The 25,453-nt window shown below is 73.8% G+C and carries 24 protein-coding genes; 12 read left to right on the plus strand and 12 right to left on the minus strand.

Annotation, left to right across the window (positions count from 1 at the left end):
• Window positions 1-101 precede the first annotated feature (101 nt).
• Window positions 102-1,451, plus strand: coding sequence for an SGNH/GDSL hydrolase family protein (locus VT52_RS18395; RefSeq protein ID WP_107481364.1), 1,350 nt, complete (start codon window positions 102-104; stop codon window positions 1,449-1,451).
• 59 nt (window positions 1,452-1,510) lie between these two features.
• Here the strand turns inward: VT52_RS18395 and VT52_RS18400 are convergent, their stop codons facing one another.
• From VT52_RS18400 to VT52_RS18410, 3 genes are read right to left on the minus strand one after another with little or no spacing between them, the layout of a single operon-like run.
• Window positions 1,511-1,861 (minus strand): UBP-type zinc finger domain-containing protein, encoded by a 351-nt coding sequence (locus VT52_RS18400; RefSeq protein WP_046424980.1) that lies wholly within the window; start codon window positions 1,859-1,861, stop codon window positions 1,511-1,513.
• A complete protein-coding gene (locus VT52_RS18405; RefSeq protein ID WP_046424981.1) occupies window positions 1,858-3,354 on the minus strand; it encodes an ATP-binding protein in 1,497 nt (498 codons plus the stop codon). The genes VT52_RS18400 and VT52_RS18405 overlap by 4 nt, the downstream gene beginning before the upstream one ends.
• Window positions 3,351-5,060, minus strand: a complete 1,710-nt coding sequence (locus tag VT52_RS18410; RefSeq protein ID WP_046424983.1) for an FAD-dependent oxidoreductase — start codon at window positions 5,058-5,060, stop codon at window positions 3,351-3,353. The genes VT52_RS18405 and VT52_RS18410 overlap by 4 nt, the downstream gene beginning before the upstream one ends.
• 214 nt (window positions 5,061-5,274) lie before the next feature.
• On the opposite strand from VT52_RS18410, the gene VT52_RS18415 reads away from it, so the two are divergent.
• Window positions 5,275-6,141, plus strand: coding sequence for a universal stress protein (locus VT52_RS18415; protein ID WP_046424986.1), 867 nt, complete (start codon window positions 5,275-5,277; stop codon window positions 6,139-6,141).
• A 6-nt stretch (window positions 6,142-6,147) separates the two neighbouring features.
• Here VT52_RS18415 and VT52_RS18420 read toward each other — a convergent pair whose 3' ends face one another.
• Window positions 6,148-6,921: an MBL fold metallo-hydrolase gene (locus VT52_RS18420; protein ID WP_046424988.1), complete on the minus strand. Its 774-nt coding sequence runs from the start codon at window positions 6,919-6,921 to the stop codon at window positions 6,148-6,150.
• 84 nt (window positions 6,922-7,005) lie between these two features.
• A complete protein-coding gene (locus VT52_RS18425; protein WP_046424990.1) occupies window positions 7,006-7,635 on the minus strand; it encodes an alpha-ketoglutarate-dependent dioxygenase AlkB in 630 nt (209 codons plus the stop codon).
• A gap of 113 nt (window positions 7,636-7,748) precedes the next feature.
• Between VT52_RS18425 and VT52_RS18430 the strand changes: the two genes are divergently transcribed.
• Both VT52_RS18430 and VT52_RS18435 read left to right on the plus strand, forming a co-directional pair.
• On the plus strand, window positions 7,749-8,387 hold the full coding sequence (locus VT52_RS18430) for a TetR/AcrR family transcriptional regulator (protein ID WP_046424992.1): 639 nt from the start codon (window positions 7,749-7,751) through the stop codon (window positions 8,385-8,387).
• 18 nt (window positions 8,388-8,405) lie between these two features.
• The gene (locus VT52_RS18435) at window positions 8,406-10,079 is read left to right on the plus strand and encodes an FAD-binding dehydrogenase (RefSeq protein WP_046424994.1); all 1,674 of its coding nucleotides are present in this window, start codon (window positions 8,406-8,408) and stop codon (window positions 10,077-10,079) included.
• A gap of 2 nt (window positions 10,080-10,081) precedes the next feature.
• Here the strand turns inward: VT52_RS18435 and VT52_RS18440 are convergent, their stop codons facing one another.
• The gene (locus VT52_RS18440) at window positions 10,082-10,429 is read right to left on the minus strand and encodes a DUF488 domain-containing protein (RefSeq protein ID WP_206306551.1); all 348 of its coding nucleotides are present in this window, start codon (window positions 10,427-10,429) and stop codon (window positions 10,082-10,084) included.
• A gap of 186 nt (window positions 10,430-10,615) precedes the next feature.
• Between VT52_RS18440 and VT52_RS18445 the strand changes: the two genes are divergently transcribed.
• The 4 genes from VT52_RS18445 to VT52_RS18460 are packed head-to-tail and all read left to right on the plus strand — an operon-like array spanning window position 10,616 to window position 15,433.
• Window positions 10,616-12,037, plus strand: coding sequence for a M1 family metallopeptidase (locus tag VT52_RS18445; protein ID WP_046424997.1), 1,422 nt, complete (start codon window positions 10,616-10,618; stop codon window positions 12,035-12,037).
• 42 nt (window positions 12,038-12,079) lie between these two features.
• Entirely contained in the window at window positions 12,080-12,814 is a 735-nt protein-coding gene (locus VT52_RS18450; RefSeq protein ID WP_046424998.1) for a L,D-transpeptidase family protein, read from the plus strand.
• Window positions 12,815-12,842: 28 nt separating this feature from the next.
• Window positions 12,843-13,547 (plus strand): response regulator transcription factor, encoded by a 705-nt coding sequence (locus VT52_RS18455; RefSeq protein ID WP_046424999.1) that lies wholly within the window; start codon window positions 12,843-12,845, stop codon window positions 13,545-13,547.
• On the plus strand, window positions 13,544-15,433 hold the full coding sequence (locus tag VT52_RS18460) for a sensor histidine kinase (protein WP_046425001.1): 1,890 nt from the start codon (window positions 13,544-13,546) through the stop codon (window positions 15,431-15,433). The genes VT52_RS18455 and VT52_RS18460 overlap by 4 nt, the downstream gene beginning before the upstream one ends.
• Window positions 15,434-15,448: 15 nt before the next feature.
• Here the strand turns inward: VT52_RS18460 and VT52_RS18465 are convergent, their stop codons facing one another.
• Window positions 15,449-15,700, minus strand: coding sequence for a WhiB family transcriptional regulator (locus VT52_RS18465; RefSeq protein ID WP_046425003.1), 252 nt, complete (start codon window positions 15,698-15,700; stop codon window positions 15,449-15,451).
• Between the two features lie 171 nt (window positions 15,701-15,871).
• Complete coding sequence (locus tag VT52_RS18470) at window positions 15,872-16,753, minus strand: LysR family transcriptional regulator ArgP (RefSeq protein WP_046425005.1); 882 nt, start codon at window positions 16,751-16,753, stop codon at window positions 15,872-15,874.
• Window positions 16,754-16,822: 69 nt separating this feature from the next.
• Here VT52_RS18470 and VT52_RS18475 point away from each other — a divergent pair, with 69 nt between their 5' ends.
• Both VT52_RS18475 and VT52_RS18480 read left to right on the plus strand, forming a co-directional pair.
• Window positions 16,823-17,443, plus strand: coding sequence for a LysE/ArgO family amino acid transporter (locus tag VT52_RS18475; RefSeq protein WP_046425006.1), 621 nt, complete (start codon window positions 16,823-16,825; stop codon window positions 17,441-17,443).
• A 93-nt stretch (window positions 17,444-17,536) separates the two neighbouring features.
• Window positions 17,537-18,835 carry an MFS transporter gene (locus VT52_RS18480; RefSeq protein WP_046425008.1) on the plus strand — a complete coding sequence of 433 codons (1,299 nt, stop codon included), beginning with the start codon at window positions 17,537-17,539 and terminating at the stop codon, window positions 18,833-18,835.
• Window positions 18,836-18,859: 24 nt separating this feature from the next.
• Here VT52_RS18480 and VT52_RS18485 read toward each other — a convergent pair whose 3' ends face one another.
• Window positions 18,860-19,315, minus strand: a complete 456-nt coding sequence (locus tag VT52_RS18485; protein WP_046425010.1) for a cyclic nucleotide-binding domain-containing protein — start codon at window positions 19,313-19,315, stop codon at window positions 18,860-18,862.
• 280 nt (window positions 19,316-19,595) lie between these two features.
• A complete protein-coding gene (locus tag VT52_RS18490; protein ID WP_046425013.1) occupies window positions 19,596-19,850 on the minus strand; it encodes a hypothetical protein in 255 nt (84 codons plus the stop codon).
• Window positions 19,851-19,973: 123 nt separating this feature from the next.
• Here VT52_RS18490 and VT52_RS18495 point away from each other — a divergent pair, with 123 nt between their 5' ends.
• On the plus strand, window positions 19,974-20,390 hold the full coding sequence (locus VT52_RS18495; RefSeq protein ID WP_046425015.1) for an ATP-binding protein: 417 nt from the start codon (window positions 19,974-19,976) through the stop codon (window positions 20,388-20,390).
• 366 nt (window positions 20,391-20,756) lie between these two features.
• Window positions 20,757-21,596 (plus strand): SigB/SigF/SigG family RNA polymerase sigma factor, encoded by an 840-nt coding sequence (locus VT52_RS18500; protein ID WP_046425018.1) that lies wholly within the window; start codon window positions 20,757-20,759, stop codon window positions 21,594-21,596.
• Between the two features lie 15 nt (window positions 21,597-21,611).
• On the opposite strand, the gene VT52_RS18505 is transcribed toward VT52_RS18500, so the two are convergent.
• Together VT52_RS18505 and VT52_RS18510 are read right to left on the minus strand one after the other, a co-directional pair.
• Window positions 21,612-23,870 (minus strand): FUSC family protein, encoded by a 2,259-nt coding sequence (locus VT52_RS18505; protein WP_240509799.1) that lies wholly within the window; start codon window positions 23,868-23,870, stop codon window positions 21,612-21,614.
• A 190-nt stretch (window positions 23,871-24,060) separates the two neighbouring features.
• Entirely contained in the window at window positions 24,061-25,434 is a 1,374-nt protein-coding gene (locus VT52_RS18510) for an NAD(P)/FAD-dependent oxidoreductase (RefSeq protein WP_046425019.1), read from the minus strand.
• Window positions 25,435-25,453 lie beyond the last annotated feature (19 nt).

Consider the following 25,453-nt stretch of genomic DNA (forward strand, 5'->3'; position numbering starts at 1 on the left):
CCTCGCGCGGGGCATCCGCATGTCCGCACCCGTGCGGGGAACCGTACCCACCGACGCGGCCGGCGCCACGGACGGCGGTCAGCCGACCGGGGAGGGAGCGGATGACCGCCCACCGGGGTGCGGACCCGGTCCCGCGGCGGGACCATGAGCTGCGTGGGACACGCGGGTACGGCCGCGGGGATCCGGCCGGGTTCCGACGGGCCGGGCGCCTCGTGAGCGGCCGGTTCGGGCGCTGCTGCGTCGCCGCCGCCCTGCTGACGCTCGCCGCCTGCCAGGCCGGGCCGTCCCGCCCGGCCCTCCACCCACCCGGCGCCCCGGGCCCGCCCTCCGGCGTGCTGACCTGGGCGGCCGGCGCCGAACGCATGGGCGAGGGTGTCGCGGGCGCGCAGTACCGGATGATCGTGCACACCAGTGTCGGCGGCGGCGCGCCGCGGATCCGGTTCACCAACGCGTTCGGCGACCGCCCGCTGACCCTCGATCACGTCTACGCGGGCCTGCGCGCCCGGGGTGCCGCCCTGCGTCCCGGCGGAAACCACGCCCTGGCCTTCGGCGGTGCCCGCCGCGTCACCATCCCCGCCGGCTCCGTGGCCTGGAGCGACCCGCTGCCCGGCCGGGTGCCCGCCGGCGCCGATCTCGCGGTGAGCCTGCGCACCCCGGATGCCGGCGGCCCGGCCACCGGCCATGAGCTGGCGCTCCAGACGTCGTACACGGGACTCGGCGGCGACCTCACCGCCGAGGACGGCGGCGCCCACTGGGCGCGTACCACCAGCGCCTGGTGGTACGTCGACGCCGTCGCCGTACGCCCCGACCGCCCGGCCACCGGTGCCGTGGCCGCGCTCGGCGACTCCCTCACCGACGGCTGGCAGTCCACCGCCGACCGCAACCGCCGCTGGCCCGACTACCTGGCCCGGCGGCTGCACGCGGCCCACGGCGCGGTGCAGGGCGTGGCCGACGAGGGCATATCCGGCGACCAGCTGCTCACGGACGGCACCGGGGACGGCGCCGGGCAGAGCATCCCGCACCGCCTGGACCGGGACGTGCTGTCCCAGCCCGGGGTGCGCACCGTCGTCCTGTGGGCGGGCGTCAACGACATCAAGGCCCACACCGGCGTCACGGCGGCCGGACTGATCGCCGGATACCGGGAACTGCTCCACCGGGCGCACGCGGCCCGTCTGTGCGTGGTGGCCGCCACCATCAGCCCGTTCAAGGGCCGGCCGGAGTGGGACCGCGCCGCGGAGGCCGTACGCCGCGAGGTCAACCGCTACCTGCGCACGCGCGGGGAGTTCGACGCCGTCGCCGACTTCGACCGCGCGCTGCGCGACCCCCGCGACCCCGAGCGCCTGCGGCCGCGGTACGACGGCGGCGACCATCTGCACCCCGGTGACCGTGGCATGCGCGCCCTCGCCGGCGCCGTCGACCTGAAGCGGCTCGACTGCGCGCGGCGGGACTGACGCTCACGTGCTGAGGCGCACGCGCTGACGCGCAGGCGCCGGGGCTCGGGTGCCGCGGCTCACCCCAGGGTCCGCGCCCAGTCCTCCGGTACCCGCCCGGCGGGGCCCGGCACCGGCTGATCGGCGGGATGCCCGGTCGGAGGCGCCAGTTCGGGCCCCTCCGCGAACAGTTCCCCGGTGTCGAAGTTCCAGAACCACACCTCGTCCGGCTCGAAGCTGCGGATCACCGGATGCCCGGTGGCCCGGTAGTGCGCGGTGGCGTGCTTCGCGGGCGAGTCGTCGCAGCAGCCGATGTGCCCGCACTGGGCGCAGCGCCGCAGGTGGAACCACCACCCGCCCGCCGCCTCGCACTCCGCGCAACCGGTGCCGCTCGGCGGGACGTTCGGTTCGATGCCCTCGACGTCGCTCATACTGCGTCCTCCGTTCGCTCCTCGGGTGAGCCGGCCGGACCGTCGGGGCCGGCCGGCTCGGGCTGTTCGGCGGTCAGCGGCAGCAGCACCTGGAAGCGGGTGTCGCCGGGCTCGGAGTCGAGCCGCAGGGTGCCGTGGTGTTTGTCGACGACGATCCGCCAGGAGATGTCCAGACCGAGCCCGGTGCCCTCGCCGACCGGCTTGGTGGTGAAGAACGGGTCGAAGACCCGGTCCCTGATCTCCGCCGGGACACCGGGCCCGGTGTCACGGAACTCCACCAGCACCCGGTCGTGGTCGCGCGCGGTGCGCACCGTCAGGGTGCCCTCGCCGCCCTGACCCCGCATCGCGGAGACCGCGTTGTCGATGAGGTTGGTCCACACCTGGTTCAGCTCCGCCGGATAGGCGGGCACCGGCGGGAGCGTCCGGTCGTACTCCCTGACCACCCGGACGCCGGAGCCGATCTTGGCCGACAGCATCAGCAGCGTGCTCTCCAGGAGTTCGTGCACGTCCACCGCGCGGTACGGCGCCCGGTCCAGCTGCGAGTACTGCCCGGCCGCGTCCACCAGATGCGAGATACGGGTGGTGGACTCCTCGATCTCGGTCATCAGCAGCTCGGTCTCGACCGTGTAGTTGAGCCAGCCCATCGCACCCGGCAGGATCTCCTCGTCCACGGCCGCCGCGACCTGCTCCAGCCAGTCGACGTCGAGTCCCGCCTGGACGAAGGTCGGTGCCAGCTGCCAGCCGTTGTCCATGCCGTGGTCCGCCAGCCAGTCCCCGAGCAGGTCCTCCCGGTCGGCGGCCTCCAGCGGACTGAGCGCCGGGGCCTTCGAGACCCGCTCGGCCGTGCGCTCCTGGATCTCCACCAGGCTCGCGAGCGCGTCCCGGGAGAACGGCCCCTCGGCGATCACGGCCAGCTTGTGCCGCATCCTGGCCACCCGCTCCCGCAGCGTGGCCGTGGCCCGCACGGCCGCGGCCGCCGGGTTGTTCAGCTCATGGGTGAGCCCCGCCGACAGCGAGCCGAGCGCCAGCAGCCGCTCCCGCTGCCCGATGGCCGCCTGGGTGTTCTTCGAGCCGAAGAACAGGCCCTCCAGCAGGTGCACGGCCATCGGGAACCACTCGTGCATCACCTCCGCGAACAGGTCGGCCGGCAGCACGAAGAACCGCGTCGGCTCGGTCACCCGCAGCGAGTTGGTGTACACCTGCCGCACCCGGTCGCCCAGATACGCCTGCATCGCGCCGCCGTACACCCCGCGCTGCGAGGTCCGGACGACCTCCACGTCGTCCCCGCCGACCCGGCGCGAGATCACCGCCGTACCCTCGACCATCACGAAGAAGCAGGTCGCCGGGTCGCCCTCGGTGTACACCGGGCCCGGCTGGAACAGTTCCACCCGCCCCTCGGCGCACAGCCGCCCCAACTGCTCGGGGCGGAGCTTCTCGAAGAGGAAGAGCGACCGGATCTCCTTCGGGCTGCACGGCACGATCTGCCCGCTCATGACTGCTCCAGGTACCGGTGGACGAGCATGACGGCCATCGCGCCCTCGCCGACGGCGGACGCGACGCGCTTCGCGGACTCGGCACGGGCGTCGCCCGCCACGAACACCCCGGGCACGCTGGTCTCCAGGTGGTACGGCGGCCGGTCCAGCTCCCAGCCGGCCGGTGGCCGCCCGTCAGCGGTCAGATCCGGTCCGGCCAGGATGAAACCGCGCTCGTCGCGCAGCACGCTGTCGCCGAGCCAGTCGGTCAGTGGCGCCGCGCCGATGAACACGAACATCCACTGGGCGTCGACCTGTTCGGTCTCCCCGGTCTCCGTGTGACGCAGCGTCAGCCGCTCCAGGTGCCCCGAGCCGTGGGCCGCGTCCACCACCGTGCGGCAGCGCACCTCGATGTTCGGTGCCTCGGTGATCTGCTGGACCAGGTAGTACGACATCGACGCCGACAGATCCGCGCCGCGCACCAGCAGGGTCACCGACTTCGCGCCCCGGGCGAGGTACAGCGCCGCCTGGCCCGCCGAGTTGGCACCGCCGACGATGTAGACGTCCTGGCCCTGGCAGCCGGCCGCCTCGGTCAGCGCCGAGCCGTAGTACACCCCGCATCCGGTCAGGTCCGCGCAGCCCTCGGCCGCCAGCTGCCGGTACTGCACGCCGGTCGCCAGGATCACACCGTGCGCGGCGATCGCCGTACCGTCCGCGAACCGCACGACCCGGGCGGCGCCGCACGTCTCCAGGGCCGTCACCTCGCGCGCGGTCAGGATCTCGGCACCGAACCGGGCCGCCTGCCGCCGCGCCCGGCCGGTGAGCTGGGCACCGGAGACACCGTCCGGGAAGCCCAGGTAGTTCTCGATGCGGGAACTCTGCCCGGCCTGCCCGCCGGTCGCCGAACGTTCCACGAGCACCGTGCGCAGCCCCTCCGAGGCCCCGTACACGGCCGCGCCGAGCCCGGCCGGCCCGCCGCCGATCACCACCAGGTCGTAGAAGTCGGCCGTCGGTGTCGTCGCCAGGCCCACCCGCGCGGCCAGTTCGGGCGGCTCGGGCTCGACCAGCACCGAACCGTCCGGGGTGACCACCACCGGCAGCCGCCGCCCGTCCTGCCCGGCCGCCGCCAGCAGTCGCTGCCCCTCCGGCTCGTCCACCGAGTACCAGCGGTACGGCACCTGGTTGCGGGCCAGGAACTCCCGCACCGCCGAGGACGGCGCCGACCAGCGGTGCCCCACCACCTTGGTGCTCGGCACCGGCTTGTGGTCGCCGGCGCGCCACGCCGCCAGGAGATCGTCCAGCACCGGATAGAGCTTCTCCTCCGGCGGATCCCACGGCTTGAGCAGATAGTGGTCCAGGTCCACGACGTTGATCGCGTCGATCGCCGCGTTCGTGTCCGCGTAGGCGGTCAGCAGCACCCGCCGCGCCCCCGGGTACACGTCCAGCGCCTGCTCCAGGAACTCGATGCCGTTCATCAGCGGCATCCGGTAGTCGGCCAGGATCACCGCCACCGGATCGCCGCGCAGCTTCAGCTCGCGCAGCGCCTCCAGCGCGGACGGCCCGGACTCGGCGCGCACGATCCGGTACGACGCTCCGTAGCGGCGTCTCAGATCACGGGCGACGGCACGGGAGACCCCCGGGTCGTCGTCCACGGTCAGGATGACGGTCCGGGTCGCGTCTGCGGCCGGTGTCGTCGGGGCCTGGGTGCCGGGCGCGGCCTGTGTCATGGATCTCCCACCCCGAGCGTCGGAATCCCCCGGCGCGGCGGCACGTGCACCAGCGCACCGGTACGCGCCCATCGTATGTTCGATCGCCCGGCTTCGCCCCGGTGTCCGGTTCCGCCCCGCGACGCGCAGGGCCGGGGCCCGGCCGGGGCGCACGGTGTCCGATAGTGGGGACCGGTGGCATGAACGCACGCTCGGCACGACGAGGAGGCCACGGATGACACGGGCGATCACGGCAGGGCTCGACGGTACGCGGGAGAGCCTGGCCGCGCTGGACTGGGCGGCCAGGGAGGCCGTACGCCGGGGGCTGCCCCTGCGGGTCCTGCACGCGTGGCACCACGCCGAGAAGATCGCCGGGGCCGGCCGGGACACCCAGCGGGAGTGGGCCGAGGAGGGCGTCGCGGAGGCGGTGCGCCAGGTCGCCGGGCGGCATCCGAAGCTCACGGTGAGCGTGGACGTGGTCGAGGAGGACGCCGTCGGGACGCTGGGCCGCGCGGCCCGGGACGCGGAGATGCTGGTGCTGGGTTCGCGCGGGCACGGGCCGGTCGTCGGCTTCCTGCTGGGCTCGGTGGGCCGGCAGGTGATCGCCGAGGCCACCCGGCCCGTGGTGCTGGTGCGCGCCGGCGACCGCCCCGCCCTGGAGGCCGCCGGGCGCGAGGTGGTGGTCGGCCAGCACGGCGACGCCGAGGACAGCGCGGCCGCGCTGCGCTTCGCCTTCGAGACGGCGGCGGCCCGGGGTGCCACGGTGCGCGCCGTACGGGCCTGGACCCTGCCGCCGGTCTTCGCCTACAGCCCCGGCTCGCTCAGGCTGCTGGACGAGGCCGGGGGTCTGGAACCGTGCGAGAAGCAGGCGCTGGCCGACGCGCTGCGGCCCTGGCGCGAGCGGTTCCCCGGGGTGCCCGTGGCCGAGCAGGTGGAGATGGGCAGCGCGGGGCAGGTGCTGCTCTCGCTCGTCGGCCGCGCCCAGCTGATGGTCGTCGGCCGCCGGGCCCGGCGCACCGCCGTGGGCGCCCGTATCGGCTCGGTCGCGCACGGGGTGCTGCACCACGCCGACTGCCCGGTCGCGGTGGTCCCGCACGACTGACCGGCGTCACCTCGCCTTTTTCGTACCGGACCCGCGGGTGGCCCGGTCCCGGGCCTGTTCGGCGGCGGCACGCATCGCGCCCCGGTGGACCGGGCCGTGACCGGGCAGCAGGGTGTCGCCGTCGAGGCCGGCGATCAGGTCGAGGGAGGCCACGACCCGGTCGCGGTCGTGGTCGAAGAAGCCGGGCAGCAGTTGCGGCCCCTTGGTCCAGGAGACGGCGTGCCCGCTGACCAGGGCGTCGCCGGAGACCACGATGCCGGCCCCGGGCAGGTGGTAGACGCAGTGTCCGTCGGTGTGGCCGGGGGTGTGCACGGGCACCGGGCGGCCCGGCAGGTCGAGCGCGCCCGCGGCCGGGAACGGCTCGGGCGCGGTGACCGGGTTGTGCTCCATGCCGCCCACCTTGATGACGTGCGCGGCCCAGGGCAGCATGCCCGGCCGCCAGACGTTGCGGACGACGTCGCCGAGGGTGGCCTGGTGCAGGAAGTCCCGCCGGGCGTGCGGTACTTCGGCCGGGTGCAGGTAGACCGGCGTGCCGTAGGTGGAGCGCAGGTACTCGGCCGAGCCCAGGTGGTCGTTGTGCGCGTGGGTGATCAGTACGGCGGAGACCGCCTCCGGTGAACCGCCCACCGCCGCCAGGGACTCCAGGATCCCCGGCCGGTCCCCGGGGTACCCGGTGTCGATCAGGGTGAGGTCGTCCCCGTCCTTGAGGATCACCCAGTTGACGTTGTTGCCGTGCACCAGGTAAGTGCCGTCGGCGACTTGATGTACTTCTGCCCGCATGGTCTCTCCGCGCCCGAGTGCCAGTGATCGTCGCGAGGACAGCCAATCAGATCCGCCACCGTGCGGCGCAAGGGGGCGGCGGGCTCAGCGCACGCCGTGCGGACGGAACTGGACGCTGATCCGCGGTCCGGTGGCCCGTGCCGTCTTGGGCACGCAGTGCTCCCAGGTGCGCTGGCAGGAGCCGCCCATCACGATCAGGTCGCCGTGCCCGAGCGGCCGCCGTACCGTCCCGCCGCCCCCGCCGGCCGGGCGCAGCAGCAGATCGCGGGGCTCGCCCACGGAGAGGATCGCGACCATGGTGTCCTCGCGGGCGCCCTTCCCGGTCCGGTCGCCGTGCCAGGCCACGCTGTCCCGGCCGTCGCGGTAGTAGCAGAGCCCGGCGGTGGTGAACGGCTCGCCCAGCTCGTGCGCGTAGTGCCGGGACAGGGCGGCACGGGCCTCGTCCAGGACGGGGTGGGGGAGGGGGTCCGCGGTGCCGTAGAAGGCCAGCAGCCGGGGTACGGCGACGACGTTGTCGTACATCTTCCGGCGCTCCGCGCGCCAGGGGACCTCCGCCGCGAGCCGTTCGAACAGGGCGTCGGCGCCGGTCAGCCAGCCGGGCAGCGCGTCGATCCAGGCGCCGGCGCCGAGCACGGTCCGGCGCAGCCCGCGCAGGGGGCCCAGGCGCAGCTCGTCGGTCTGGTCGAACAGGGAGCCCTGGAGGTGCGTGGCCATGGGGCCAGCGTACCTCTTATTCGAAAATGCGTTCCCATAAAATCGCCGGCACAGGGGCTCTTCTGATGCGACGGTGTATCCGATACATTCGTGTATCGAAAGGGGGTGCCGCCATGCGGGAGACCGCGAAACGCGTCACCCGGCGCCGGGCGGAGACCCGCGCCCGGCTGCTCGACGCCGCGTTCGGGGTGTTCGCGGCCAAGGGGTTCGGACACGTCTCCATCGAGGAGGTCTGCGAGGCGGCCGGGTACAGCCGGGGCGCCTTCTACTCGAACTTCGCCACCCTGGACGAGCTGTTCTTCGCCCTGTACCAGGAGCGCGCCGACCTCATCGCCGCCCAGGTCGCGTCCGCCCTCGCCGAGGACGGCCCCGGCCTCGACGTGCCGGCCGCCGTGGACCGGGTCACCGAGGTGCTGCTGCTCGACGTGGACTGGCTGCTGGTGAAGACCGACTTCCTGGTGCACGCGGCCCGTGACCCTCAGGTCGCCCGCGTCCTCCTCGGCCACCGCGCCCGGCTCCGCGAGGCCGTCGCGGAGCGACTCTTCCGGGCCCGGGGCCGCACCGGACTCCCCGCCGTGCTCGGCGACACGGCCGGCGCCGCGCACGCCGTGGTCGCCGCCTACGACGGCGTCACCACCCAGCTGCTGCTGGACAAGGACGTCGAGCACGCCCGGATCTGGCTCAAGCAGCTGCTCACCGCGCTGCTCACGGACGGCGGCGCCGCGCCGGCCACCCCCTCGACAACGCACTGAGGAAGGAAACCCCACGCCATGGACGCGGACGTCATCGTCGTCGGAGCGGGCCTCGCCGGCCTGGTCGCGGCCCATGAACTCAACCGCCAGGGACGCCGGGTGGCCCTGGTCGACCAGGAGAACGCCGCCAACCTCGGCGGCCAGGCGTACTGGTCCTTCGGCGGCCTCTTCCTCGTGGACTCGCCCGAACAGCGCCGCATCGGCATCAAGGACTCCTTCGAACTGGCCTGGAGCGACTGGCGCGGCAGCGCGCGGTTCGACCGGACCGAGGACGAGGACTCCTGGGCGGTGCGCTGGGCCCGCGCCTACGTGGAGTTCGCGGCCGGCGAGAAGCGGTCCTGGCTCCAGGGCCACGGCATCGAACTGCTGCCCACCGTCGGCTGGGCCGAGCGCGGAGACCTCAGGGCCGACGGGCACGGCAACTCCGTGCCCCGCTTCCACATCGCCTGGGGCACCGGCACCGGAGTGGTCGAGCCCTTCGTCCGGTACGCCCGGCAGGCCGCCCGGGACGGACTGCTGACCTTCCACCACCGCCACCAGGTGGACGAACTGGTCGTCGAGAACGGCACCGCCCGGGGCGTGCGCGGCACGGTGCTCGCCCCCGACGACGCCCCGCGCGGTGTCGCCTCCAGCCGAGAGCGCGCCGGCGACTTCGAACTCACCGCCCAGGCCGTCGTCGTCACCACCGGCGGCATCGGCGCCGACCACGACATCGTGCGCCGCTACTGGCCCGCACGGCTCGGCACGCCCCCCGCCGAGATGGTCACCGGCGTCCCCGCCCATGTGGACGGCCGCATGCTCGACATCAGCGCGGCGGCCGGCGTCCGCCTGGTCAACCGCGACCGGATGTGGCACTACACCGAGGGGCTGCAGAACTGGGACCCCGTCTGGCCCGGCCACGGCATCCGCATCCTGCCCGGCCCCTCCTCCATCTGGCTGGACGCCCTCGGCCGCCGGCTGCCCGACCCCTGCCTGCCCGGCTACGACACCCTCGGCACGCTCAAGTACCTGCGCACCACCGAGGACATCGCGGGCTACGACCACTCCTGGTTCATCCTCACCCGGAAGATCATCGAGAAGGAGTTCGCGCTCTCCGGCTCCGAGCAGAACCCCGACATCACCGCCAAGGACCGCCGGGCCGTGGTGCGCAGCCGGCTCGTCGGCAAGGGCGCGCCCGCACCGGTGCGGGCGTTCCTCGACAAGGGCGCCGACTTCGTCACCGCGGACAGCCTGGAGCGGCTGGTCGAGAAGATGAACGGTCTGGTCGGGCAGCCGCTGCTGGACGCGGCCGGGGTACGCCGCCAGATAACGGCCCGCGACCTCCAGATGGCCAACCCGTACAGCAAGGACTCCCAGGTCCAGGGCATCCGCAACGCCCGCCGCTACCTCGGCGACCGGCTCGGCCGGGTGGCCGCGCCGCACCGCCTCCTGGACCCGGCCGCGGGCCCGCTGATCGGTGTACGGATGCGTGTGCTGACCCGCAAGACGCTCGGCGGCATCCAGACCGACCTCGACTCACGCGCCCTCGGTGCCGACGGGGCGCCGATCGAGGGGCTGTACGCGGCCGGCGAGGTGGCCGGGTTCGGCGGCGGCGGGGTGCACGGCTACAACTCCCTGGAGGGCACCTTCCTCGGCGGCTGCCTCTTCTCGGGCCGCGCCGCCGGCCGGCACGCCGCCCGGCACACCGGCTGACCTCAGCCCCCGAGCAGCTCCAGGAGCACCTGGGCGTGGCTGCGCTCCGGGGTCCTCGTCGCCGTCAGCAGTGTCACCGGGCCCTCGCGGACCGACTCCCGCAGGCCGTCGAGCAGCCCGGCGGCCTCCGGGGCGCCCAGCTCCGCCTCGTACCGGGCGCGGAACTCCTCGTACGAGGCGCCGCCGTGGAACCAGGTGCGCAGCTCCGTGGAGGGGGTGAGCCCCTTGGGCCACTCGTCCACGCGCGCGGCCTCCTTCGCCACGCCACGCGGCCAGAGCCGGTCGACCAGCACCCGCAGCCCGTCATCGGGCCGGGGCGGTTCATGGATCCGGCGCACGCGCACGCTCACCAGCGGGCCCTTCCCTCAGCACGGCCCCCACGTGCGGCGAGCGTACCGCGCGGGCGGCCGGGCCGCCGGTCGGCGCCCGCGGCCGGGCGGCGTTCCGGCCACCAGGTGGCCGGAACGAGACGGGAGACCCGGAGGCACCGCCGCCTCTAGTCTGTGGGCCGGCCGACCACCTCACGAGGAGCGCACGTGACGTCACCCCGCAGACAGCCCGCACGCCGTCGTCCCACGGTTCTCCGCCGCTGGGTGGTGCCCGCCACCGTGCCCGTCGCCGTGACCGCGCTCCTCGGCGCCGCCGCGGGGACCGGCGCGGGCACCACCGGCGCGGCCGGCGCGGGCGACCCCTACTTCCCGCTCAGCGGCAACGGCGGGTACCACGTGCGCCACTACGGCCTGACGCTGCGCTACCAGGGCGACGGCCGCCTGGAGGGCACCGCCGTCCTCACCGCCCGCGCCACCCAGGCGCTCACCCGCTTCGACCTGGACTTCAAGGGGCTGACGGTCGGCGGGGTCGAGGTCGACCGCACCGCGGCGGGCGTCGAGCGCTCCGGGCAGGAACTGGTGGTCACCCCGCGCCGCGCCCTGCGCGCGGGCCAGGACTTCGAGGTCACCGTCACCTACCACGGCACCCCCGAGCCGGTCACCGACCCCGACGGCTCGGCGGACGGCTGGATCCCCACCGACGACGGCGCGTTCGTCGCGGGCGAGCCCCAGGGCGCCATGACCTGGTTCCCGGCGAACGCCCACCCCAAGGACAAGTCCTCGTACGACTTCACCATCACCGTCCCCGAGGGCCGCACCGCCGTCGCCAACGGGGACCTGCTCCGACAGCGCACCGCCAAGGGCGAGACCACCTTCCACTGGCGTGAGACCCGGCCCATGGCCGCCTACCTGGCCACCGCCACCATCGGCACCTTCCAGGTCACGCGCTACACCACCCGTGACGGCATCCGGGTCTACGACGCCGTCGACCCCCGCGAGGCCAAGGCCGCGGCCCCCGTGCTCAAGCGGCTGCCCTCGGTCCTGGAGTGGGAGAGCAGGCTGTTCGGGCCCTACCCGTTCAAGTCCGCCGGATCCATCGTGGACCACGCGAAGGTCGGCTACGCCCTGGAGACGCAGACCCGCCCGCTCTACGACTCGGCGCCCGACATCCTCACCCTGGTGCACGAGAGCGCCCACCAGTGGTTCGGCGACTCGGTGTCGCTGACCTCCTGGAAGGACATCTGGCTCAACGAGGGCTTCGCCACCTACGCGGAGTGGCTCTACACCGAGCAGCACGGCGGCGCGAGCGCGCAGAAGACCTTCGACCGGCTCTACGCCCGCCCCGCCGGCGACGGACTGTGGGCCTACCCGCCCGGCGACCCCGGCAGCGGCGGGAACATCTTCGGCACGCCCGTCTACGACCGCGGCGCCATGGCCCTGCACGAACTGCGCGAGGCGGTCGGCGACCGCACGTTCTTCGCCATCCTGCGCGCCTGGGCCGCCGGGCACCGGGACGGACACGGCACCACCGCGCAGTTCGTCCGGCTCGCCGAGCAGAAGTCCGGCAGACCGCTGGACTCCCTCTTCCACATCTGGCTGTTCACGAAGGGCAAGCCGAACAAGACCTGAGCTCTTACCAATTCCACATAACCGTCGGCCAAGCTCGACAGCATGATCAACCGCAGAACCGCTCTTCCCCTCCTCGCCTCCCCGCTGCTCCTCACCGGCTGCGGCGGGAGCGGCGGGGAGGCCGGACAGCGGGCGCGGCCCACCCGGCCCGCGCCCGTGACCGGCACCACCTCGCAGGCCGAACAGGCCCCGCACGGCATACCCGGGCTCGGCCCCACCCGGACCGCGGCGATACCGGAGCAGTGCACCCAGGCCGTCGTCGCCACCGGGCGCGGCCCCGACTCCCCGCAGTGCACGGTCGTCCTGCACCAGCGCACCGCCGACGGCTGGCAGGCGGGCCCGAGCTGGCCCGCGCACAACGCGCTCAAGGGCTGGAGCTCCCACCACATGCTGGGCGACCTGCGCTCTCCGCTCGGCGTGTACACCCTCTCCGACGCCGGGGGGCTGCTGCCCGACCCCGGCAGCAGACTGCCGTACCACGAGTCCGCCGGATTCCACTCGCCCGGCACCGGCTTCGAGGGCGAACCCCTCGACGGCTCCTTCGACTACGTCATCGCCATCGACTACAACCGCAAGCCCGGCACCTCCCCGCTGGACTGGACCCGCCCCCTCGGCCCCAAGCGCGGCGGAGGGGTCTGGCTGCACGTCGACCACGGCGGCCCCACCCACGGCTGCGTCAGCGTCGCCAAGGCGCACATGAAGGACCTGCTGCGCACCCTCGACCCGGCCCGGCGCCCGGTCGTCGCGATGGGATACGCCGACTGGCTGGCGGTCTGAGCCGCCGGGCCGCCTAGGATCCCCAACCGTGTGCGCACATGTACTGGTCGCCGAGGACGACGAGAAGCAGGCCGAACTGATCCGCCGCTCCCTGCTGGCCGAGGGACACACCGCGACGGTGGTGCACGACGGTGCCACCGCGCTCGTCACCGCCCGCCGGCTGCGGCCCGACCTGCTCGTCCTCGACCTGATGCTGCCGGTCCTGGACGGCTTCGGCGTCTGCCGCGAACTGCGCGGCGACGACGGTGAGCTGGACGTCCCCGTGGTGATGCTCACCGCCCGCTCCGGCGAGGACGACCTGCTGCTCGGCCTCGGACTCGGCGCCGACGACTACCTCACCAAGCCGTACAGCCCGCGCGAGCTGATGGCCCGCATCCGCACGGTGCTGCGGCGCAGCGGGCGGGGCACCGGAGTCCGCGGCGACGACCCGGCGGTGCGGGCCGCCGGGCTCAGCGTCGACCCGGTACGGCACGAGGTGCGCTGCGACGGCGCGCCGGTGGACGTCACCCCGGCCGAGTTCCAGATCCTGCTGGCGATGGCGGCCGAGCCGGAACGGGTGTTCACCCGGCGCCAACTCCTGCGGTGCACCCGGGGGATCGACCGGTCCTCCACCGAACGGGCCGTCGACGTCCACATCATGAACCTGCGCCGCAAGATAGAGGCCGACTCCCGGCGTCCGGTACGGCTGCTCACCGTGTTCGGCGTCGGGTACAAGCTCAGCGGCCGGCTGTGAAGTCCGCTGCCGGGCGGGGGAGTCCGGGCCGGGGCGCCCGGCGCCGGATACCGCTGCGCAAACGGCTCCTGGTCCGGCTGCTGTCCGTCTCCGCCCTGATCGCCGTCTGCTCGGTGGCGGCCACCGCCTGGCTCGCGGTGACCACCACCACCAGCGCCCTCAAGGAGGAACAGGGCCAGGACCTCGCCGCCGACAACAGCATCCTGGCCCAGCTCAGCGGGTACGCGGCCACGCACTCCGACTGGTCCGGGGTCCAGCGGTCCGTGCGGGACCTGGCGGCGCGGACCGGCCGGCGGATCGCGCTCACCAGCCCCGACCGCACCCTCGTCGCCGACTCGGCGCCGCGCGGCACCCCACTGCCGCCCCGGCCGGCCGCGAGCGTCGACCCGCTGCGCACCGACACCTACAGCGAGGCCGGTGCCCAGCTCAGCGGCATCGACCCGCGCGCCGTCGGCCCCTACCGGCTGTCCGCGGAGGAACGTGCCGAGCTGGAGTCGCTGGCCACCCGGGGCAGGCAGTGCTACGCCCGCTACGGCCTGCGGACCACCGTGCAGCGCACGCCCAGCGGACGCCCCGTACTCACCGGCGCCGACGGCTCCGATCCGTCCCGCTACGGGGTGGCGGCGTGCGGGACCGACGGGCTCGACGCCCCCACGCCCACCGAGACCCGGGCCCTGGACACGTTGTCCGGGCTCGCCCGCCCCTGTCTGCGACAGGCCGGCCTGGAGGTCGGCGACGGCCCGCTGTTCCTCGCCTTCGACCCCCGGGCCAAGGACCACTTCGGCGGCGGCCCCCTGCTCACCAAGCTCGCGGGCAGGGACAAGGACGCCACCGTGCGCTCGGCCCAGAGCTGTGTGCTCAGCGCGCGCCGCGCCCAGCTGGAACCCTATGTCGCCCCGGCCGCCGACCTGTTCCTCGGCATCGGAGACCAGAACCCCTCCCGCTTCGACATGTCACCGGCGAACAAGTCCAAGGTGGTCTCCGCGGCCGGACTGGTCCTCGCCGTCACCGTCGCGGTGACCGCCGCCGTCGCCATCCGGCTGGTACGGCCCCTGCGCGCGCTGACCGCGGCCGCCCAGGCACCGCCCGAGCGGCATGTCAGGGTGCCGGTCACCACCCGGGACGAGACCGGCACCCTCGCGGAGGCGTTCAACGAACTCACCGAGCGCCGCGAACGCCTGGAGGCCCAGCGCAAGGCCATGGTCAGCGACATCGCGCACGAACTGCGCAGCCCGCTCACCAACATCCGCGGCTGGCTGGAGGTGATGCGCGACGGCGTCGTCGACCCCGATCCGGGCCTGCTGGACTCCGTGCACGAGGAGGCGCTCGTGCTCCAGCGGATCATCGACGACCTCCAGGACCTGGCCGCCGCCGACGCGGGCACCCTGCGCCTGCACCGCGAACCGCTGTCCGCCGGTGAACTGTTCGACCAGGTCGCCGCCGCCCACCGGGTGGCCGCCGACGCGGCCGGGGTCGCGCTGGTGGCCGGGGCCGACCCCGCCGTGTGGCTGGACGCGGACCCGGTGCGGATGCGGCAGGTGCTCGGCAACCTCGTCTCCAACGCGCTGCGGCACACCCCGGCCGGCGGCGCGGTCACCCTGGAGGCCGGCCGGGAGGGCACCGACGCCGTGCTCACCGTCGCGGACACCGGCTCCGGCATCGCCGCCGAGGACCTCCCGCACGTCTTCGAACGGTTCTGGCGCGCCGAGAAGTCCCGCAGCCGCCGCACCGGAGGCAGCGGCCTCGGCCTGCCGATCGTCCGCCACCTGCTCGCCGCGCACGGGGGTACGGCGCATGCCACGAGCGAGCCCGGCGCGGGCGCGGTGTTCACCCTCCGGCTGCCCGCGACGCGGGCACCGGGGGAGGAGCCGGCCGGGAAGCCGTAGCACCCGGGGCCCGGTTCAGCCCGAGCGCGGGCGGGAGCGGGCCCGGCGGCGCAGCCTGCGGCGTTCCAGCTCGGTGGTACCGCCCCAGACACCGATGCCCTGACCGGTGTCCAACGCCCAGTCGAGACACCGCTGCTGGACCGGGCACCGCCGGCACACCACCTTGGCCTGCTCGGCCTGCACCTGCGCGGGCCCGGTATTGCCGATGGGGAAGAACAGATCGGGGTCCTCGTAGCGGCACGCGGCGTGTTCGCGCCAGTTCTCCATGGAAGCCTCCTGGGTCGAGTCGGGAGTCGTCCGTGTTCTCTGCCGACGTCGTTCTCCGGACGCGGGTCACCGGCCACGGCGCCGTGAAACGGCCGTGAGCGGGACGGACACGGGATCGACACGGGATGTGTGAACTTCGGCCACTCCTCGCCGGCGCCGGCCGCCCGGGGCTCAACCCCGCAGCGCTTTCGCCGCCGTCGCCGTCACCGCCTCGGCCAGCGCCGCCAGCGCGGGGGAGTCGAGCTTCCACTGCTGCCAGTACAGGGTGACGTCCATCCACTCGCCGGGTGCGAGCGGGGACAGCCGGCCGTCGGCCAGCAGCGGGTGGGCCTGTACCTCCGGGACCATGCCCCAGCCGAGGCCCGCGGCGACCGCGTCGAGGAAGCCCTCCGAGGTGGGCACGTGATGGCGCAGCGGGGCGGCGGAGGTGCCGCCCAGCCGGCGGACGTAGCCGTCCTGGAAGTCGTCCTTGCGGTCGAAGACCACCACGGGCGCCGTGGCGAGGGCGTCCGGCAGGGGGCGCCCGGCGACCCTGGTGCGGGCGAACTCCGGTTCCGCGACCGGGAGGTAGCGCATCCGGCCGAGCGGACGCGCCGTACAGCCGGGCACCGGGTCGGAGGAGGAGGTCACCGCCGCCATCACCAGGCCCTCGCGCAGCAGCACCGCCGTATGGGCCTCGTCCTCGCGGTGCAGCTCGAAGCAGAGTCCCGGCACCCGGTTCAGGGCGGGCAGGAACCAGGTCGCCAGCGAGTCCGCGTTCACCGCGACCGACACCCGGACGGGCTCCCCGGCGCCGCTGAGTCCCAGCTCGCCCCACGCGTCCCGCTCCAGCCGGGCGAGCTGACGGGCGTAGCGCACCAGCACCGCGCCGGACTCCGTGGGCCGTACCGGCTTGGTGCGCTGCAGCAGGACCCGCCCGGTGCGCTGTTCGAGGGCCTTGACCCGCTGGCTCACCGCCGACGGCGTCACGTGCAGGGCGGCGGCCGCCGCGTCGAAGGTGCCCTCGTCCACCACCGCGAGCAGGGTCCGCACCTGATCCAGAGGAAGGTCCATCACAAGCACTAATGATACGTAAGAATCTTTAGCTGTACTTGAGGCAGTGGGTGTCCTTAGCTTCGTCCCATGAACCACACCGCCCTGACCGCCGCGGTCGCCGGCTTCGGCACCGGACTGTCCCTGATCGTCGCCATCGGCGCCCAGAACGCCTTCGTCCTGCGCCAGGGGGTGCGCCGGGACGCCGTGCCCGCCGTCGTCGGCATCTGCGCCCTGTCCGACGCGGTGCTCATCGCGCTCGGCGTGGGCGGCGTCGGCGCGGTCGTGGTGGCCTGGCCGGGCGTGGTCAGGGCGGTCGGCGTCGTCGGCGGCGTCTTCCTGCTCTGCTACGGCGTGCTGGCCGCCCGCCGCGTCGTACGGCCCACCGGTACCGGGCTGACCGCTGAGGGCGAGGCGGCCGGGTCCCCGCGCCGGGCCGTACTCACCTGTCTCGCGATGACCTGGCTCAATCCGCACGTCTACCTGGACACCGTCTTCCTGCTGGGCTCGCTCGCGGCCGACCGCGGCCCGCTGCGCTGGACGTTCGGGCTCGGGGCCGCGCTCGCCAGCCTGTGCTGGTTCACCGCGCTCGGCTTCGGCGCCCGGCTGCTCGGCCGCCACCTGGCCCGGCCCGGCGCCTGGCGGCTCCTGGACGGCCTGGTCGCCCTCACCATGCTCGTCCTGGGCGGCTCGCTGCTCCTCGAAGGCTGAGACCGGTCTCCCGGACCGGGACGTCGGCCCGCCGGTGCGATGAGAAGGTTAGGCTCTCGAACCGAAAAGATGTAACGAGCAACCAGGACGTCCGTGAACACCAGCGAGAGCAGTACCGAGACCGGCGACGACGCGCCGGCGGCCGACCCCCCGCCCCATCGCGGCTGGCGCCGCTGGGCGATGGACACCCGCCCGCTGCGCATCCCCGCCTACCGGCGCCTGTGGTCCTCGACCATCGTGACCTCCGTCGGCAGTCAGCTCACCGCCGTCGCCGTACCCAAGCAGATCTACGACATCACGCACTCCTCCGCCTGGGTCGGCTACGCCAGCCTCGCCGGGCTCGTGCCCATGGTGCTGTTCGCGCTGTGGGGCGGCGCGGTCGCGGACACCGTGGACCGGCGCAAGCTGCTGCTGGGGACCAACATCGGGATCGCGGTCACCTCGCTGCTGTTCTGGGCGCAGGCCGCCACCGAACTGGACTCCGTCGTGGTCCTCATGGTGCTGCTCGCGCTCCAGCAGGCGTTCTTCGGCCTCAACTCCCCGGCCCGCAGCGCCTCCATCGCCCGGCTGGTCCCGGCCGGGGAACTGCCCGCGGCCAACGCGCTCGGCTCCACCGTGATGCAGACCGGACTGGTGGCGGGTCCGCTGCTCGCCGGTGTGCTCATCCCGGTCATCGGCCTGCCCGAGCTGTACCTCGTCGACGCCCTCGCGCTGTGCGTCACCGTGTGGGCCGTGTTCCGGCTGCCCGCGCTGCCCCCGCTCGGCGACGCCCCCAGGCGCCGCGCCGGGGTGCGCGAGATAGCCGACGGTTTCCGCTACATATCCCGGCACAAGGTGCTGCTGCTGTCCTTCCTCGCGGACATCGTCGCCATGGTGTTCGGCATGCCCCGCGCCCTGTTCCCGCAGCTGGCCGCGCAGACGTACCACTCCTGGGGCGAGGGTCTCGCGCTCGGTGTGCTGTTCGCCGGCATCCCGGTCGGCGCGGTGTTCGGCGGTCTGTGCTCGGGCGCGTTCTCCCGCGCCCGGCGGCACGGCTGGATGGTCGTCTGGGCCGTCGTCGCCTGGGGCGTGGCCATCGCCGGCTTCGGTCTCAGCGGCGATCTCTGGACCGCGCTCGTCTTCCTCGCCGCGGCCGGTGTCGCCGACATGGTCTCGATGGTGTTCCGCGGCGCGATCCTGCTGTCCGCCGCGACCGACGAGATGCGCGGCCGGATGCAGGGCGTCTTCACGGTCGTGGTGGCCGGCGGCCCCCGCCTCGCGGACGTGCTGCACGGCACCGCCGGCGCCGTGTTCGGCCCGCGCGCGGCCGTGGCGGGCGGCGGCGCCCTGGTCGTCGTGCTGATGCTGGCCCTGGCCGCGGCGGTGCCCGCGCTGCGGCGCTACCGGATCTGAGCGGGCGCGGGGGCCGCGGCCGGCCTACAGCGGGGTGCGGCGGCCCAGCGCGTACTGGTCCATCAGTTTGCCCCGGGTGGTCTCCAGGCGATGGGCCAGGATCTCGGCCACCGAGCGCACCAGGGACAGCCCGAGCAGCGGGTCCTCCACGCACAGCGCGAGCGCGGAGGGCCCGTCGAACTCGTAGGCCCGTACGTTGCTGAAGGCCACCGCGCCGAAGTCCCACTGGTACGGCGGGAAGAGCCAGGACCAGCCGAGCAGGTCGCCCGCGCCGAGCGTGGCCACGGTCACCCGCTGCCGCGAGGTGACCTGCTGGTCCAGGTGGACCGCGCCCGAGCGGATCACCCAGAACCGGTCGGCCGTGCCGCCCGCCTCGAAGATGCGGCTGTCCTCCGGGAAGGACACCTCCTCGGCCAGCTCCATCAGGCGTTCGCGCTGCGCCTGGGGCAGGGCGGTCAGCAGTTTTATCGCTTTGGTCATGGCGCGGGCTCCTCGCCGGCGGCGGTTCGGGTGCTGCGGTGCCTCGTGTGTGGGCCGGTGCGTTGCGTACACCCATTTCAGCCGCTGGCGGCGGGCAGGGCACCTCGAAGGAGGCGGATTTTCTGACCGGCCGCCGTCCGGGCAGAGAAAAGCCCTGGCTGGACGGGGGAAGCCAGCCAGGGCCGCTGAGGGTGACACGGCGGGCTCCGGGCCCACGCCGCCATCACGTATGTATGAACGATAAACCATTCGCTGTCGGTTCCGGCAACCGGACGGCTCCCTAGGTGACCCGTCTCACGCCGCCCCCCTCCACCGGATGCCCCGCCGGCCGCGCGCCCGGCCGCACGATCTCGTCCAGCACCCGCAGCACGGCCTCGTACGCCCGCGCGGTGGCCGCGGCGTCCCGCGCGCGGTCCGGCTCGGTCGTCACGAGCCCCTCCGCGCGGTCCGCCCAGCGTGCCTGCTCCTCGGCTGCCCGGTCCCGGCCCCGCCGGATGCGCCGCAACAGCTCGTCCGCGTCCACGACATCGGTCATGGGGCGCGGGTACCCCGTCCCGGCGCGGTGATGACTTCCGCGCACGCGGTGTTTGAGGACGCCGCCGAGGGTCAGCCGAAAGGGGAGAGAGCGCGACATCGGCACCGTCCAGGGAGGGAAGGGATGCCGGACACGTACGCCATATCCGTCGACGAGGCCCCGGGCCGGCCGCCGTGCCGTCCGGCCGACGCCCGCCACACCGTGCGGCGCGTCGTCGCCGAACGCTGCCGGGCCCGTCACCAGTCGCTCGGTCCGGGGGCCATGGACGACGTCCTCCTGGTCACCTCCGAGCTCACCACCAACGCGATCCTGCACGGCGGCGGCATCACCGGTTTCGACGTCGACGTCGACTCCGCCGGGGTCCGCGTCTCGGTGAGCGACCGCAGCGCCGAACTCCCGGTCGCGCCGGCGTCCCCGCCCGGCCACTCCCAGCGCCACGGGCGGGGCTGGCCGATCGTCTGCCACCTCGCCCGCGACGTCCGGGTCAGCGAACTCCCGTGCGGCGGCAAACGCGTCACCGCGGTGGTCCCGCTGGCGTGAGCCGGCCCGGGGGAGCGCGGGGCGGTGCGGCCGTCAAACCGGTGCGCGCCGCGTCCAGAAGGGCGTCGCGCGCCGCGCCCGACCTGATTCCGGCACTCCCACTTGTCGCCCGCGCGGCCCTCTGACCTCGGTCTTCACCGGGCGCACCGGATTCCTACCGGCAAGGGTGTTTGCCCACCCGGGCGGGGGGCAGACGGAATCTCGTGCTTCGGACCGGAGGCGCATGCCCAGCGGGTGCTCGACCGCTGGGGCCCCCTCCGGCGGGCCCCGGCATTCCCGCGGCGAACCCTGACAAGCACCGTTCGGGCCTCGACCGGAACCCCACTTCCGGGCGCGCCCCGACACCACGTTCAGGAGCGATTCCGCATGCTGACCGACATGTCGACGGGCCGACCCGGCACCCCCGACCCCACCTCCCACACCGCACGCCGGAGCCATGACGACGCCCCGGAGACCGCGGAACAGTTCGCCCGGCTCGCGGACCTGGACGAGGGCCCCGAGCGGGACGCCGTACGCGACGAACTGGTCGCCGCCTGGCTCCCCATGGCGCACCGCATCGCCGGCCGGTTCCGCGACCGCGGCGAGTCCGTGGAGGATCTGCGCCAGGTGGCGGCGCTGGGCCTGGTCAAGGCCGTCGACCGATACGACCCCTCGCGCGGCGCCTTCGAGAGCTACGCCGTGCCGACCATCACCGGCGAGGTCAAGCGCCACTTCCGGGACCGGATGTGGGCGCTGCGGGTGCCCCGCCGGGTGCAGGAACTGCGCAACCGGGTGCGCGTGGCCCGCAGGGAGCTGACCCAGAACCCGGGCAGCCCCGAACCCACGGCCGCCGCCATCGCCGCGCACACCGGGCTCACCGAGGACGAGGTCGCCGCGGGCCTGGAGGCGCTGGAGAGCTTCAGCACGCTGTCGCTGGACGCCGAACTGGCGGGCGGGGACGACGGCTACAGCCTCGCCGACACCCTCGGGGCCACCGATACGTCGTACGACGTCGTGGTCGACCGCGAGGCCGTCAAGGCTGGCCTGCGCCGACTGCCCGAGCGTGAACGGGCCATCCTCTACATGCGCTTCTTCGAGGACATGACGCAGAGCCGCATCGCCGACCAGCTCGGCATCTCCCAGATGCACGTCTCCCGGCTGATCAGCCGCAGCTGCGCCCGCGTCCGCGACGAGGCCGTGGGCCGCCGTCCCGGCGGCGCCGCGTGACCGCCCGCCGGTCCGTCACCGCGTCTTCGCCGGTGGTGTCTCCGGTCGGAGTCCCAGCGGGCGGGCGAGACCTGAGACCGCTTCGTCGAGGCGTTGCAGGTGGCGCAGTACCCGGTCGGTGACGCGGCCGTAGCGTGGTGTGCGCGGGGTTCCCGGCTCCAGCATCGAGGCGATGCTGGGACCGGTCTCGATCTCCCCGTCCGTACCGGGGTCCGCCACCCGTGCGGCGATCGTCTCGATGTTCCGCACGATCCGCGCGCCCGCCCCGCGCAGCCGGGGGTCCGCCGCGATCGAGGGGTGCGTGGGCAGCAGTTCCGCCGTCGCCGCCAGGGAGCGCCCGTGGTAGGCGCAGGTCTCCAGCAGCGCCACCACGTAGCGGGCGGTGTTCCGCCGTGCCCGCATCGGGGTGATCGGATGCGTCAGCGGCTGGGTGGCGGCGCGCAGATCGGCCAGCGCCTGGTCCAACTCCCGCGCCTGCTCCACCAGATCGCCGGCCGAACCCCCGCTGAGCTGGTCGACCGCGGCCCGGGTGACCTCCGCGAGCCGGTCGAGGACCTTGACCAGCAGCTCGTTCGTACGGCGGTCCGTGCGGATCGGCAGCACCACCGCGGCCGCGATCACCGCGCAGGCCGCGCCCAGCGCCGTCTCCTCGATCCGCAGCACCAGCACGGCCGCGGTGTAGGTGTTGAGCAGCGTGTACAGCAGTCCCAGCGCGGCCGTCACGAAGAACGACATCAGCGTGTACGACAGGGGCGCGCTGTAGAACATCGCGAACACCAGCAGCAGCACCAGCGCGAACGCCGTCCAGGTGTGGTGCCCGACCAGAGCGGCGAGCCCGATACCGGCGATCACGCCGAGCACCGTACCGAGCAGCCGCCGGTAGCCCTTGACCAGGATCTCGCCGGTGGACGCGGTGTTGATGAACACGATCCAGCAGGTCAGCACCGCCCAGTACCAGCGCTGGCTGGACAGCAGCTCCCCGCCGAGGATGGCCAGCGAGGAACCGACGGCGATCTGGACGGCGGCCCGGGTGGTGGGCCTGCGCAGCCCGACCGGCTCCGTCCCCCCGGGCTCCGTCTCCTCGCTGACCTCGATCGCGGCGTCCTCCGCCTCCAGCTCCTCGCGGGAGCGGGCGGTGGCGGGGGAGTCCTCGGAGTCGTCCTGCGGCCCGTCGAGCGCCAGCCGCAGGCCCAGCGCGGCGCGTGCCGTCTCGCCGAGACCGCGGAAGACGTCCTGCACGGCCGGGGCGGCCTGGGGCAGGTTCTCCTCCTCGCGATAGCCGAGCAGCCGGTTGCGCACATGTGCGAGCGCGATCCCCACGGCCTCGCCTGCCGGGCGCAGCGCCAGCAGCCGCAGCGCCTTGAGATCCCGGCGCAGCTCGGCCCCGGCCTCGTCGCGCACCGGCAGCTCGCCGCCCGAGGGCAGCTGGGCACCCGGCAGATGCAGGGTGAGGGTGTCGGTGCGCTCGGCGCTACGCGCCGTGAGCAGCAGCAGGCCGAGCCGCTCGGCGGCGACCTCGGCGTCCGCGACGCGGCGCTGGAGCAGCCGGGCGACCGCCTCGTCCGAGGTGCCGTCCTCCAGCCGGCCCTGGATCAGCAGCGCCGTCTCGTGCAGCCGCGCGGTGCCGGTGCGCAGCTCCTCCAGGACCTTCTCCACGTCCTCCGGCCCCGCGTCCAGCAGTTCGATCTGGGTGTCGATCAGCTGCGCGAGCCGGGCCCGGAACGCCTGCCGCAGCCGGTTCAGGAGGCCCGCCGGAGTCTGCGGCAGCAGTACGAACCGGGCCAGGGCGGCAGAGCCGAACGCGACCGCGACGACGCCGTACAGCTTCGGCAGCAGGGCCGGGGTCGCGTGCACGAACAGGGAGAGGAAGTACGTCTGGAATGCGATCAGCCCGAGCCCGTGGCCGCGGTCGCCGAACCGGCGGCTGTAGACCGCGCTGAACATGAGCGCGACGAAGAACAGGTCACCCGCGACGACGTACTGGCTCAGCAGCGTGCCCAGGGTGACCGAGGCGAGCGCCACCAGCAGTCCGAACGCGAGCGTGAGGGCCTGCCCGCGGGGTTGCTTCTCGGTGATCGCGAACGTCGCGACCATCGCCGCGATGGCCCCGGCGACCAGCAGCGGCACCGGGGCGCGCAGCGCGGCGAGCACGGCCAGGGTCAGGGCGATCGAGACGACCGTGCGCAACCCCGCGGCCAGTCTGATCAGCCCGGGATCCCATGCCGCGACCCGGTCCCTGATCCGTACCCGCCCCGACCGTCCCGCTGCCCTCACGCCGCCGTGCTCTCCCGGGTCCGCGGACCCGTGCCAGAAATCGATCTTTGCTCAAGCATCGCACGTGGGTCCGGGCCACCCGCCCTCCGCCGGGGTCGCGGCCACCGGCGCGTACGACGTCTCCCGATCACCCGAGAGGACCGCCGATCGCACGTGAGGTGATCGGCGGTCCTCGGCGATACGCGTCATGTCAGGGGCTGTTGACGCGGCCCTCCACCCGGGCCCGTACCTGCTCCGGCGTCATGTACGAGTCCGTGAACTCGAAGTCCTTCAGCCGGGCGGGCTTGCGCGCCTGGAAGCCGGTGCGCACGAAATCGTCGCCGGCCAGCGCGTTCAGGGTCCAGTTGGTCATCACCCGGGCCTTGGCCACCCCCGTGCGCAGCGCCGACCAGTGGTAGCCGCGGGCCACCGCCTGCGCCGGCACCCCGCGCAGCTCGACGCCGAGCGGCTTGGACACCGCGTCCTTGCCGCCGAGGTCCACGACCAGGCCGAGATCCCTGTGGTGGTACGGCTGGAGCGGCTCGCCGCGCAGGGTCGCGATGACGTTCTCGGCGACCCGCTTGCCCTGGCGCGAGGCGTGCTGCGCGGTCGGCGGGCAGACCGCGCCCTCGTGACCCTTGGCGAGATCCGGCACGGCGGCCGAGTCGCCGAGCGCGAACACCCCGTCCTTTCCCGGCACGGTCAGCTCGGGATCGACGAGGAGCCGGCCGCGGACGGTCTCCGCGCCCAGCGTGGCGATCAGCGGACTGGCCACCACACCCGCGGTCCAGATCAGGGTGTGCGTCGGCACCACCCGGCCGTCGGTGAAGGTGACCTCCTCCGCACCGGCCTTTTCGATCGACACCCCGAGGGACACGTCGATGCCGCGCCGCCGCAGGATCTGCTGCGCGCTGCGGCCGAGCTTCTCGCCCAGTTCCGGCATCAGCTTGGGCGCGATGTCGATCAGGTGCCACCGGATCAGCCCAGGGTCCAGGCGCGGATAGCGCCGTACCGCGGCATGCGTGAGCCGCTGGAGGCAGGCGGCGGTCTCGGTGCCGGCGTATCCGCCGCCGACCACCACGAACTGGAGCCGCGCGGCCCGTTCGGCCGGGTCGTCGCTGGCGTCGGCGAGGTCGAGCTGGGAGATGACGTGGTCGCGGATGTACGCGGCCTCGGCGAGCGTCTTCATGCCGAAGGCGTGCTCGGTCAGGCCCGGGATGTCGAAGGTACGGGTCACGCTGCCCGGGGCCAGCACGATGTAGTCGTACGGCTCGTTGACGATCTTGTCGGTGATGGTGCGCACGACGCAGACCTTCGCCTCCAGGTCCACGCCGATCGCGCCGCCCGGCAGGATCCGGGTGCGGTACCGCCTGCTGCGGCGCAGGGAGAGCGCGATCGACTGCGGTGTCAGCACACCGGAGGCGACCTGGGGCAGCAGTGGCAGGTAGAGCTGGTAGGAGAGGGGCGTCACCAGGGTGACGTCGGCCTCGTCGGGGGCGAGTTTGCGCTCCAGGCGGCGGACGCACTCGACTCCGGCGAAGCCTGCGCCGACCACAAGGATCCTGGGTCGTGTCACGGTGTCCATCCCTTCCTGCGGTTCCGGG

Source organism: Streptomyces malaysiense (assembly GCF_000980885.2).
Lineage (GTDB): Bacteria > Actinomycetota > Actinomycetes > Streptomycetales > Streptomycetaceae > Streptomyces > Streptomyces malaysiense.